Origin of the sequence: Helicobacter cinaedi PAGU611 (assembly GCF_000284635.1) — a bacterium.
In the GTDB taxonomy this organism is placed as follows: domain Bacteria; phylum Campylobacterota; class Campylobacteria; order Campylobacterales; family Helicobacteraceae; genus Helicobacter_C; species Helicobacter_C cinaedi.
In genome coordinates this window covers 310,109-322,511 of sequence record NC_017761.1, presented here as the reverse complement: position 1 = coordinate 322,511, position 12,403 = coordinate 310,109, and the positions used below count along the sequence as shown (strand labels likewise).

At 39.0% G+C, this 12,403-nt stretch carries 10 protein-coding genes; 5 read left to right on the top strand and 5 right to left on the bottom strand.

What is annotated here, in order from left to right:
- Positions 1-9: 9 nt before the first annotated feature.
- The 4 genes from fliH to hisC are packed head-to-tail and all read right to left on the bottom strand — an operon-like array spanning position 10 to position 4,742.
- Positions 10-861, bottom strand: coding sequence for a flagellar assembly protein FliH (fliH, locus tag HCN_RS01605; RefSeq protein WP_002957191.1), 852 nt, complete (start codon positions 859-861; stop codon positions 10-12).
- Positions 848-1,879, bottom strand: a complete 1,032-nt coding sequence (fliG, locus tag HCN_RS01600) for a flagellar motor switch protein FliG (RefSeq protein WP_002957192.1) — start codon at positions 1,877-1,879, stop codon at positions 848-850. Before fliG ends, fliH begins: the two co-directional genes overlap by 14 nt.
- Positions 1,880-1,896: 17 nt before the next feature.
- Positions 1,897-3,606, bottom strand: coding sequence for a flagellar basal-body MS-ring/collar protein FliF (gene fliF, locus HCN_RS01595; protein ID WP_014666353.1), 1,710 nt, complete (start codon positions 3,604-3,606; stop codon positions 1,897-1,899).
- Between the two features lie 8 nt (positions 3,607-3,614).
- Positions 3,615-4,742: a histidinol-phosphate transaminase gene (gene hisC, locus HCN_RS01590; RefSeq protein ID WP_014666352.1), complete on the bottom strand. Its 1,128-nt coding sequence runs from the start codon at positions 4,740-4,742 to the stop codon at positions 3,615-3,617.
- Positions 4,743-5,018: 276 nt separating this feature from the next.
- Here hisC and HCN_RS01585 point away from each other — a divergent pair, with 276 nt between their 5' ends.
- The 4 genes from HCN_RS01585 to HCN_RS01570 are packed head-to-tail and all read left to right on the top strand — an operon-like array spanning position 5,019 to position 9,542.
- Positions 5,019-6,464 carry a phosphomannomutase/phosphoglucomutase gene (locus HCN_RS01585; protein ID WP_014666351.1) on the top strand — a complete coding sequence of 482 codons (1,446 nt, stop codon included), beginning with the start codon at positions 5,019-5,021 and terminating at the stop codon, positions 6,462-6,464.
- Complete coding sequence (gene pyrC / locus HCN_RS01580; RefSeq protein WP_002957197.1) at positions 6,461-7,501, top strand: dihydroorotase; 1,041 nt, start codon at positions 6,461-6,463, stop codon at positions 7,499-7,501. Before HCN_RS01585 ends, pyrC begins: the two co-directional genes overlap by 4 nt.
- Positions 7,501-8,382: a glycosyltransferase family 2 protein gene (locus tag HCN_RS01575; RefSeq protein WP_014666350.1), complete on the top strand. Its 882-nt coding sequence runs from the start codon at positions 7,501-7,503 to the stop codon at positions 8,380-8,382. The genes pyrC and HCN_RS01575 overlap by 1 nt, the downstream gene beginning before the upstream one ends.
- 8 nt (positions 8,383-8,390) lie before the next feature.
- Positions 8,391-9,542 (top strand): glycosyltransferase family 2 protein, encoded by a 1,152-nt coding sequence (locus HCN_RS01570; protein ID WP_014666349.1) that lies wholly within the window; start codon positions 8,391-8,393, stop codon positions 9,540-9,542.
- A 6-nt stretch (positions 9,543-9,548) separates the two neighbouring features.
- On the opposite strand, the gene HCN_RS01565 is transcribed toward HCN_RS01570, so the two are convergent.
- Entirely contained in the window at positions 9,549-10,148 is a 600-nt protein-coding gene (locus tag HCN_RS01565) for a hypothetical protein (protein ID WP_014666348.1), read from the bottom strand.
- 857 nt (positions 10,149-11,005) lie between these two features.
- Here HCN_RS01565 and galE point away from each other — a divergent pair.
- Positions 11,006-12,394: a UDP-glucose 4-epimerase GalE gene (gene galE, locus HCN_RS01560; protein ID WP_014666347.1), complete on the top strand. Its 1,389-nt coding sequence runs from the start codon at positions 11,006-11,008 to the stop codon at positions 12,392-12,394.
- Positions 12,395-12,403 lie beyond the last annotated feature (9 nt).

Genomic DNA, 12,403 nt, shown 5'->3' with positions numbered 1-12,403 from the left:
CTTTTGCCATTAATCACGCATATTTTCTAGCACGGATTGCTTCAAATTCTTATATCGTGCCATAATTGTGCCATCAAGATTCCCACTATCACTTACGATCACCACACCGCCTAAACTCACAGCACTATCAGCTAGAATCTCAACCTTTGTATTTTCACTCAACTGCTCTTTTAAGAAGAGATAATCACTTGGATTGACTTTGATTTTAATGTTTGTTGCGTCCATTATGGAGTTTAACAACTCCTTTGTTAAACCAAGCGCAATTTTTTGAGAGTTTTCACTCACTTCGCTCAAAATCACCTCTTTTGCAATATCCACAGAAATCGCACTTAGCTCCTTTTCCAAATCCTCCAAATGCTTTTGACTTTGCTTTAAGGCAGATTCTAGTGTGATAATAGAATCTACAAGCGATTTTTTCTGCGTATTTATCTCGGCAAATAGCTCATCTTTTGCCTTAGTTTCAGCCTCTCTAAAGCCGTCCTTGTAGCCTTCTTCTCTCGCACTTGCTACCCTTTGCTCACTTTCTACTTGCAGTTTTTCAAACTGAATCTGCAACTTTGCTAAAGAGCTAGATAACTCATCTGTCTTTTGTAACAATCTCTCGACTAGTTCCTGCTCTAAGGTAGCGATTTTTTGCATTGTAGATTCTGTGTTTTGAACCTCCGTGGAAGCTTGTGTCTCACCTAAAATCTCACTTTCATTTATCTCGCTAGTTGTCTCTTTATTTATCTCTTTACTTGGCTCTAGGATTTTGCCAGATTCTAACATCTCACTTGTAATGCTCTTAAACTCATATTTTTTAATATTATGATTTTTAAGCTCCTCTTGCCCAATAATATTTTCTTGACTAAGCAATGACATCGTCTTGCTCTCCTATTTGGATTAAGCCTTGTTCTGACAAGGTTTGCACCACTTCTACAACCTTTCTTTGTGCAGATTCCACATCACGCACTTTTACCGCACCAAGGAATTGCATCTCTTCCATAAACTGCTCACTCGCCCTTTGAGACATATTCCCCATAAATTTTTGTTTCAACTCATCAGGGGCGGATTTAAGTGCAAGTGTAAGATCCTTTTTATCCGCAATTTTGAGAATCTCTCTAATAGCGTTATTATCAAGTTTAGAGATGTCTTCAAAGGTAAACATCATCTCTTTAATCTCAATAGCTAATTGCTCATCAATCTGCTCAATATGTGCGATTGTCGCTTTGGCAGCCTTTTGTCCAAGGCGGTTAAAGATTTCAGCCACAGAGCGTGTGCCACCCACTTCTACCTTGTAGCTTGTCAATGATTCTAGTTTGTTTTCAAGCACGGCAGAGACGCGTTTAACGACACTTGGGGAAATATCCCCTAAGTTTGCCATACGGATAGCCACTTCTGCACGCAAGTCATCAGAAAAATACCCTAGCGTTTCAGCCGCACCACTTGCGTCCATATGAGCGAGAATAAGAGCAATAGTTTGAGGGTGTTCGTTAATAATAAAGTCTGCAAGTTGCTGTGGGCGGATTTTTGAAAGATAGGCAAAATTCTTTTGGGACTGCATAGTCTTAGCAAGTTTATCTAAAATCGCCTTTGCCGCTTCAGGTCCAAGAGCCTTAATCAATAAATCACGCGCATAGTCCATACCGCCGGAGTTAATGTATTGATTTGATTGAAAAATGACATAAAATTCCTCTAGCACTGCCGCACCAATGGTTTTATCCGTGCCACTTAGCTGGGCGATTTGCTTACTGACTTCTGTAATGGCATCAATATCAAGGTGGTGGAAAATCTCCGAAGTAATCTCATCGCCTAGCTGGACTAGCAAAATGGCAATTTTCTCTGCCATTGAAAGCTCATCATATTGCGCTCTTTGTCTAGGACTAAGTGTAATTGCCATAGCTACTCCTTTTTCATTTAATGCTTGATACCTTCAGTTATATCAAGCTCATCTTTAATGAGTGTTTGGAATAATGCCCCAATCTCTTGAGGACGCTCGGCAATGACATTTCGCATTTTTTCAAGCAAGACTTCATACTTGATACTATCCTCATCAAAGCCCGAGCTAAGCCCAAGCTGGTCTTCCACGCGTTTGCGTAACTCACTAAATTTATTGACATCATCTTCACCATCATCAATCTGCATAAGCGATTCAATATCATCATCTTCCTCTTCTTGCACTTCAAGCATACGCTCGGCAAATGGTGCAACGATTTTCTTGTAGAAAATAAAGATAATAACCGCCACAATGACATACTTAAGCAATGGCATAAATGGTCCAAGATAACGCTCCACTTTGTCAGAGAATAGCTCCCAAGAATCTTTTGGACGATAATCAAGCAGTGAATTTCTAAACTGCATATTAATCACCTCAACCTGATCACCCCTAGCCTCATTGTAGCCAATCGCCTTTTTCACGCCCTCTAAAAATTTATCCATCTCTTCTTGCGAACGCGGTATGTATTCTAAGCGTGGCTCTCCATCTTCCCCCACAGCTTCCTTATATGTCCCATCAATCATTACAGACGCACTCACACGCTTTAGCACCCCAAAATGCTCTTTTATATCACTTACGGTTTTATCAATTTCATTATTAATAACAACTTCGCTTTCTTTTTCCCACTCCATCATCTCATCATCTTTAAGCCCCTGCACCGGACCGATATTACTCACAACGCCGGGCACTCCACCAATTTGTGGCGGACGGAATCCTTTGCGTTCTTTTTCATATTCTCGTGTTCCTCGCACCACAGGATTTTGTCCAAACACTTCAGCCACAGACTTACGCACACTAAAATCAAAGTCCATTGTTACTTGTGCTTCTACCCCATCACCCACGCTTGGTTTTAAAAACTTCACAATCTTGGCTTCCATTGCATTTTCTGCATTTTGCTGATACTTTCTTTGGAATGCCGCTTGTTTGCCTAGAGCGGATTGCTGTGTGGCTTCATCATCTTCACCAAGTAGCTCTCCATCTTGGTTAATAATCTTTACATTCTGTGGGGTAAGTCGCTCAACTGCTGCTGCCACAAGGTGCTTAATCCCCACAACCTGCTCAATGGATAAAAACATATTATCCTGCACGGTGATTTTTACAGACGCCGATGGCGGATGTCCGCCCTGCACAAACAAAGATTCCTTAGGCATAGAAATATTGACAATAGCCTTTTCAATAGGCTTTAAGCTTTCAATCGTCCTTGCTAACTCATTTTGCTTAGCCACAAGATACTTCATATCCTGTGTCAAGGGCGTTTCTCCAACATTATTTTCTAATAAAATATCAAAGCCTACATTTTTACTTGTCTTTGGCAATCCTAGTGAGCCAAGTGAGATTCTCTGCTCATAGACTTTATCCTTTGGGACTAAAATAATATTATCTTGTGGTATCTTATAGGGAATCTTATCCTGTTGTAATCGCTGTAAAATCGCTGCAGAATCTTCAGGGTTAAGGTTGCTAAAAAGCACATCGTAGTTTTCATACTCATTTTTTGTCTCAACCCGAAACAAAACAAGATAAGTCAAAAATGCAATAATCACGACAAATGTCGTAAGGATAATAATCCGTTGTTTCTTATTAAGTTTATTTAAAACCTTGCTGATTTGTTCAAAAATGAGTTTTAAATCCACGATTGCCCCTAACTATGATGTGAAAGATGATTTACAATATAAGCTTTCAAAAGCTCAAAAACACGCTCATTTTGCTTCTTTGTGCCAATGGTGATACGAAACGCATTAAGCCCATAGGAAGAAAGATTACGGATAATTAGCCCTTTTTGCAATAGCCACTGGCATAAATGCGTAGAATCCACACCCTCACGCGATAAGGTTATAAAATTCGCATAAGAAGGGATAAAGCTAAAGCCATTCTCTCTAGCAAAAGTTTCATAGCCCACCATCTCCTTAGCATTTTGCTCTACACATTGATCTACAAACTCCTGCTCTTGCAAAGCAGTAATAGCAGCCTGCAAACTTAAGGTTGTGATATTAAAAGGAGCGCGGACTTTATAGAGCATAGCAATAATTTGAGAATCTGCTATCCCATAGCCCACACGCATTCCGCCTAGCCCATAGGCTTTTGAAAATGTCCCAAGATAGATGACATTCTCATATTTTTCTATAAGCTTATCCACGCAAAATGCCTTAGCCCTATCCTTATATGCGGCAAACTCTTGATACGCCCCATCAATGATAATAAGTGTATCTTTGTTAATTTTTTGTATAAACTGCTCCACAGATTCTGAATCTAAACATTCCCCCAAAGGATTATTTGGCACACATAAAAATATCGCACTCACACGCTTTCCACGCTCTAGTGTAGCACGATACAGAGATTCAAACTCTTCTAATTTATGCTCATCACTTGGTGTTTTACAAATCTCCACATTAGCAATCTTTGCATACACTTCATACATCGCAAAAGTTGTCTTTGCCATAAGCACACAGGCATTCTCGTGGTTGAGTGCGTGCATACAAAATTCTAGAATCTGATCGCTCCCAGCTCCAATGATAATATTGTGAGATTTTACGCTAAATTTAGACGCTAAAGCATTTTTTAGCTCAAACATAGAATCATCGGGGTATAAGGAAGCTTTATGTGCGTTTTGTTGTATCATTTCTATAACGCGTGGTGGAGCACCATAAGGATTTTCATTACTCCCAAGTTTGATAATCTCACTTAGTTTGATACCAAACTCACGCACAACAAGTTCTATGGGCTTCCCTGCCTCGTATGTAACAACTTGCTCTAATGTTTTTTTAAACATATTTCCTCGCAAATGTGAAGTTGAAATTGTATATTCCCTTAACAAAAATCGCCTATTCTATCTTAAAACTTCTTAAGATTCTATGACTAAGTCAATTTTTCTTAAATGTTTGTTTCTTAATGCTTCCCTATTATGTTTTATAGTGTTAGGTTTGAATGGAGTTCAAAAACACACTTGCAAAAACACACTTGATTTAACTTGCTTTGGGATTTGTAACAAAGTTTTGCTACAATGCCACGCATTTTAGTTTTATACTTTCAACTTGCAAGGATTTATATGCAGCATATTTTTAGAGAATACGATATTCGCGGCATTTTTGAAAAGGACTTGACTAAACAAGTCGTTTTTAGCATAGGGGCATTGCTAGGAAAACACATTTTGGATTTAGCCTTAACACCTAAAGTGCATATTGGTTACGATGCTAGGACACATTCACCCAAGCTTTTTGAATGGTTCTCTTTAGGCTTTGAAAGTGTAGGCATTGAAGTGTTTAATCTAGGGCTTGTCCCCACGCCTGTGGCGTATTTTGCCGCTTTTAACACCATAGATTCTATTGCCTGTCCAAACTCTGTTATGATTACAGGTTCGCATAATCCCCCACAATACAATGGCTTTAAAATCACTATAAATAAAGCTCCTTTTTATGGAGAGCAAATCCGCACACTTGGGGCGAAACTCCCCGCAATGCTAAAAAGCTTAGAATCTCAAGCCACTTTAGATTCTAATTCAAGCCGAGCAGATTCTAAAACTTCCACACCCACCAAACTTAACGCCTTAGAGCATTATATCGCCTACTTGACACAACATTTTTCATCGCTTCAAAATTTCCCCTATCCCATTGCGGTAGATTGCGGTAATGGCGTTGGCGGAGTAGGCATAGAGCAGATTTTAAAAAATCTTAATATCAACTACACACCGCTATTTTTCGCCCCTGATGGCACTTTTCCTAATCACCACCCAGACCCAAGTGAGGAGAAAAATCTCCACGATTTAAAAGCAAAGATGAAAGAAGAAAATCTCCCCATAGGCATAGCCTTTGATGGTGATGCAGACCGCTTGGCATTGCTTACAAGCCACTATAACTACAAGGGTGATGAGTTAGCCATTTTATTTGCTAAAGATATGAAACGCCACTTCCTAAGCCCCATTGTCATAGGCGAAGTGAAATGCTCTCAAGTAATGTATGATGAGATTAATAAAATCGGTAAGGCAGTAATGTATAAAACCGGGCATAGCAACCTAAAAGTTAAATTAAAAGAGTTAAATGCGCATCTAGCGGCTGAAATGAGCGGACATCTCTTTTTTAATGATAGGTATTTTGGCTATGATGATGCTATTTATGCCTCTTTGAGAGCTTTAGAGCTATTTTTACATTATAGCCCAAGTGAAATGGAAAGTTTTATGCACTCCTTACCGTGTCTATACAGTACTGATGAAGAGAAGATTCACACCACTGAAGAACAAAAATTTGCTCTTATTAATGCGTTAAAATCCGCCCTGCAAACGCCACCAAGCGACTTTCCGCATATAAAGGACATTATTGATATTGATGGATTGCGTGTGATATTTGATAATGGCTGGGGCTTGATACGAGCAAGTAATACCACGCCTGTGCTTGTTACACGCTTTGAAGCGACAAGTCAAAATGAGTGTGAAAGCTATAAAAATCATCTGCTTACTTTGCTTAAAAAGTGCAAGATTCACAATAAAGACACAAAATGACACTTTATATTCAAAATCCACTTGATATGCACCTGCACTTGCGGGAAGGGGCAATGCTAGATTCTGTGCTACCTTTCACTGCTCAAGCCTTTAGTGCCGCCCTTGCTATGCCAAATCTCAAAACGCCCATTACCACCACCGCCCTTGCCCTTGAGTATAAAAAGCAGATTCTAGAATCTAGCACAAAATCCGGTAGCAAGGACTTCACACCGCTTATGAGTATTTATCTTACACAAAGCTTAGATAAAGATGAGCTAGAAAAAGCACAAGCTAATGGTATTAGAATCTTAAAGCTTTATCCCAAGGGGGCGACCACAGGCAGTGAAAATGGTATGAGTGAGATTTTAGACAATAAAACGCTAGAGATTTTTGCTTTGGCTGAAAAGCTAGGCTTTATCCTATCTATCCACGGGGAGAGCAATGGCTTTTGTATGGATAGGGAGTTTGAGTTTTTGAAAGTGTTTAAACACATCGCTACAAACTTCCCCAAACTCCGCATTATTATAGAGCATATGAGCGATAGACGCTCACTTGAAGCCATAGAATCCTATGAAAATCTTTACGCTACGCTGACTTTGCACCATATCAGTATGAATTTGGACGATGTCTGCGGGGGTATGCTTAATCCACATCATTTTTGCAAACCTATGCTAAAAACCAAAAAAGACCAGCAAGCCCTGTTGCATTCTGCCCTAAACGCCCACCCCAAAACAAGCTTTGGCTCGGATTCTGCCCCGCATTTAGAATCTGCCAAGCTTAGCTCCAAAGGGGCGGCAGGGATTTTCTCCGCCCCTGTTTTACTCCCTGCTTTAGCTCAACTCTTTGAAGAACATAATAAACTAGAAAATCTCCAAGCCTTTGTGAGTGATAGGGCATTTGAGATTTATGGGCTGGATTCTAAAAATATTCCGCAAAAAAGCGTTAAGCTAGTAAGAGAATCTAGCAAGGTGCCAAGCAAAATTAACATTCCCCTTGATAATATGGGCGATATTGTGCCGCTTTTTGCCGATAAGATTTTACAATGGAGACTAGGCTAATGCAGCTTCCGCTCATCTCTGTTATTACTGTTGTTTATAATGATATAGCTCACATTGTGGAGACTTTAGATTCTGTAACTGCACAGGACTATCCGCAGATAGAATACATCATCATTGATGGGGCAAGTAGTGATGGCACGAGAGAAAAGATTATGGAATATATCGCTTCGTGTGCGAATACAGATTCTAAAAAATACGAAGAGCAAAATGGTAGAATCTACCTTGAAGCTACACATAGAGAGAAAAATCTTTTGTTTAAATTCCTAAGTGAGGCTGATAGTGGAATCTATGATGCGATGAATAAGGGCATAGACCTCGCCACTGGAGAGTGGTGTAACTTTATGAATTGTGGGGATAGGTTTTATAGCCCAAATACAATACTTGAGCTTTTCACACGCTTTTTAGTCACAAATACAACAATCCGCCACATCAGCGTAATTTACGGAGATACACATACAATTTACGACAATACATATTCCAAAGTTATTTGTGCCTCAACAAGGCCTCACAATTATCATCAGCGTTTTACTCATCAATCCGCCTTTATTCTCACAACCCTAATGAAACAATACAAATATGACACATATTTTAAGATTGCAGCAGATGCTGATTTTTTTACTAAAATCTATAGACAAGACATTTCCTTTTATTATATTCCACTTACCATTTCAAGCTTTAATATGCAAGGGGTAAGCTCCGCACCATCGTGGCAAAGATTCAAAGAATACTACATAATAGCCAACAAATACAGTCACACCAGACCTATACTCTTGGGTATCAAATATTTTTGCTGGACATTACCACGCTACTATGTATACCTTATCATTCCAAAAAAATATCGCAACTACATAAGAATGCTTTGTAGTAAAAAACATTCATAGGAAGACAAGTGCCACATACAACATCTCAAAACAAACTTCACTCAAATACAAACCCAATAGAGTTCTCTATCATTATCCCCACTTATAATGTGGAATCTTACATCGCTCGTTGTTTAGATTCTTGTATTAATCAAACTTTGCACGATATTGAGATTCTAATAATAGATGATTGTGGAAGTGATGATTCTATACAAATCGCTCAACGCTATGCGGACAAAGATTCTAGAGTCAAAATTATCCATAATGAAAAAAATCTTGGCACATTCCAAACACGCATACAAGGTATAAAACACGCGAAAGGCTCTTATATCGCATTTTTAGATGCCGATGATTATTTGCATTTACAGGCCTGTGAGATACTGCATAGACACACTACACTGCATAACACCGATATTTTGCACTTTAAAGCCTACTATCCAGCAAACCCACGCACACCACTTCTAGCCAAACTTACGCATTATATCCGCTATATACTCCCTACTCGCTTTAGCAAAGCCCCTTTATATAATGAGCAAATCGCTTATAACTTCTTTTTAGATTCCAAGCAGTTTCCTAAATTTACGCTGTGGGATAAATGCTATAAAAACAATCTCTTGCAAAAAACTCTTCCCTATCTAGAATCGCTCAAAAATCAAAAGCTCATAATGGCAGAAGACATGCTTCATTTTTTTGTCATCGCAACCCTTGCGACAAGCCATGTTGGTATCAATCAAACTTTTTACGCATACTGCCTTAATCACGCCTCAATTATGCAAAACACAACCGCCTCACGCAAAAAAATAGCAGATATGCAAGTCATCACGCAGACCTTACATAAACTCGCCCCTTTGCTACATAGCACCAACATCTACGCCTTGCAAATTGCCAATCAAATGAGTAAAAATCTCGCCGCACTTATTATCTTAGAATCACGCTTTGAGACACAAATGTCTAGCAATACTCAACAATCACATAATAATAAGGTGCAAACTGTCCTTAACCCACTTATGTCGCTTGTGAGAGCCAGTCTTATCCCAACACCCAAGATTCCAAAATATATGCGTTATATCCGCTCACAATATCTACTCTCTTGTATATTGTCATTGCAATATTGGAATCGCTGCCTTACTTATATCCGTATCTTTGCTTATATTGTAAGCTTTGGCAAAATCAAGCTATAATCTTATTCACGCTCTAGCAAATAGCCACAAAGCTATCTCATCGCTTAAAAATAGCTCGTTTGCCACCAAAAACTCTTCTCCCTTTTCTTCTCTTTTTTCTTGGCGGATATGGCATTTGCCTCCGCTAAGCAAGAATCCTATGTGCTTTTCCATCGCCACTTTGTCCATAAACAACTCTTCTAAAACGCTCATCTTAACACCCACAGCACAACGCAACCCAAGCATAATATTTTCCATACATAAATCCCTTTGGCTTAAAGCTTCAACAAGCCTTTTGCGTGGTGTTTTTATGTAGTTTGCCAATTGCGGATACGCTCTCAATCGCCTATTGCTAAGCCTTCCCACAGCTCCAGCCCCACAGCCTATATATTCCCTGCCCTGCCAATAGCCTAGATTATGTTTGCACTGCTTAGAATCTCCATTTGGCTTAGAATCCACCCCCAACTTAGAATCTTTAGCATAGTTTGACACTTCATATTGAGAAAATCCCGCCTTTTCTAGCAACTCCCTAGCAAAAAAGCAAAAGTCATCTTTAGATTCTAAATCTTGTGAAAAACGTTTGGAATCTAGGGCAAAGCGTGAGCCTTTTTTTGCCAGTATAAGCAAAACTTAGTGTTTCATCATTAAATTAAGATATGCTAAAGATTCTAAAATTTCAGCGTCTTTACCTGTATGTGTTCTTGATATGTCCTTTTCACCCATCTACACATCATAAAGATTAGATTTATAACCCTACATTAAGGGCATAACCCAAGTCAATGATTTCTCCATCAAATCCTCTGCAACCTTATATTGTTTCACTCTCTTGTATAATATTACTTATATGTGAGCAGTTTGCCACAGAAATAAAATTACCTCAATCAATAATGTACCAATTTGATTATGTTTCGCAAACGCTTAAAAGATTAATAATCTGCTCTTACACTTTTCACCAATAATCAATAATATGTGAAATCTTGCGAGAATGAAAGAGTATTTATATCATTGCGTAATTAGAATGTGTGCTAAAAAAATATTGTCATAAACATAAACTGGTAAAAGGATCGTAGATTTGGAAGTTTATTTGTCGCCACTTCTTGTCAATATATGCAAATAAGGTACGCTAAAAACACAACCTTAAACGTGATACAACAAAATCACATACATTGCCACTACTTAGGTTGTAGGGTATGAGCCGTATATCTACGAACAGACTTAGCATGCAACAAAAACCGCACTCGTGCGAAGCGCCAGTCCAAACTTGCAAATTCAAGCCTTTCCTTATCATAAAATATACAATACTTTTTTCTTTTGAATCGTGTTTGTGCAAAAAAAATTCAAAAGAAAAACTTACAAGAAAATCATAGATATAGAAATTTTGCTGATCGAGCAAATATCAATAGACAAAATTAACTTAAGAAACTTTTGCTACAATTGCGTGATTTAACCCAAGTGATGTTTTATTTACAAACAAAAGGATTTCAATGCCAAACAAAAAGATTCTAGTAACCGGTGGGGCGGGATATATCGGCTCTCACGCAAATACCCTGCTCAATACTCTAGGGTTTCAAACCATTGTGCTAGATAATTTAGTCTATGGGCATAAAGAATCTTTACATTATGCACCACTTCCTTTTTCTTATAATAATCCATTCATCGCACCCCCATATTCTCAAAACATAGAATCTAAAACCCCAAAAACGCCAACTGCGGAAGTATCTTGTGATGATTTTCTAAAGAAACTTCGTTTTGTGGGTTGTGAAGCTTTTTTTGCGAGAAGCTACCTAAGCGGTAGTGCCGAAGCAAAAAAAGCAAACTCCTGCAAAAGCACACAAGAGACAACGCAAAATCTAGATTCTAAAACACCCACCACACAGAATTCTGTGCTAGATTTTCTTACACAATTAGAGCGAAATTTTAACGGGGGGGGGGTAAATACACAGGATTCTCTTCTCTATAACAACCTTAAATCTAACTTAAACTCCAACAATGATTTATCCCGCCAACTTCACACTGCCCACAAAAACACCACTTTTATCCACGCCGATTTAAGCGATAAAGCCACTCTAGATTCTATCTTTAGCACATATCAAATACAAGCGGTTATGCACTTTGCTGCCTTTGCCTATGTGGGCGAGAGTGTCAAAGACCCTAGCAAATATTATTACAACAATGTCGCCAACTCGCTAAATCTCCTAGAATCTATGCGTAAGGCAAATGTCAAAAACATTATCTTTAGCTCCACTTGTGCCACTTATGGACACCCCTTGCACCTACCCATCACAGAATCTCACCCGCAAAATCCCATAAATCCCTATGGCTACTCAAAGCTTGTGGTAGAAAATATGCTAAAAGACTTTAGCCACGCCTATGGGCTAGAGTATGTCATCTTGCGTTATTTTAACGCCGCTGGGGCAAGTATGCTTTTTAACATCGGTGAATCTCATAGCCCTGAGACGCATTTAATCCCGCTTCTTTTGCAAACGGCACTAGGACAAAGGGAGACTCTAAGCATTTATGGCGATGACTACCCTACAAAAGATGGCTCTTGCATAAGGGATTATATCCATATAGACGACTTGGCAAACGCACATATTCTAGCCCTAAAGTATCTCTTAAATGGTGGCGAAAGTGAAGCCTTTAATCTTGGCAATGGATCAGGCTTTTCTATCTTTGAGCTGCTAGAGTGTGCTTCTAGGCTTTGTGGCAAACAAATCCCCTACACCATAGAATCTAGACGAGAGGGCGACCCTGCTGTGCTTATTGGCGATAGCTCTAAGGCAAAGCAGATTCTAGGCTGGAAGGCACATTTTGCAGATATTGAGACAATCCTATCTTCAGCACTCAACTGGCATAGCAACCAACGCTATTAAATAAAGGGA

What these genes read in the sequence shown, in the direction of transcription:
- fliH (WP_002957191.1), bottom strand. Translation starts at nt 861, where the DNA reads ATGTCATTGCTTAGTCAAGAAAATATTATTGGGCAAGAGGAGCTTAAA.
- fliG (WP_002957192.1), bottom strand. Translation starts at nt 1,879, where the DNA reads ATGGCAATTACACTTAGTCCTAGACAAAGAGCGCAATATGATGAGCTT.
- hisC (WP_014666352.1), bottom strand. Translation starts at nt 4,742, where the DNA reads ATGTTTAAAAAAACATTAGAGCAAGTTGTTACATACGAGGCAGGGAAG.
- HCN_RS01585 (WP_014666351.1), top strand. Translation starts at nt 5,019, where the DNA reads ATGCAGCATATTTTTAGAGAATACGATATTCGCGGCATTTTTGAAAAG.
- pyrC (WP_002957197.1), top strand. Translation starts at nt 6,461, where the DNA reads ATGACACTTTATATTCAAAATCCACTTGATATGCACCTGCACTTGCGG.
- HCN_RS01575 (WP_014666350.1), top strand. Translation starts at nt 7,501, where the DNA reads ATGCAGCTTCCGCTCATCTCTGTTATTACTGTTGTTTATAATGATATA.
- galE (WP_014666347.1), top strand. Translation starts at nt 11,006, where the DNA reads ATGCCAAACAAAAAGATTCTAGTAACCGGTGGGGCGGGATATATCGGC.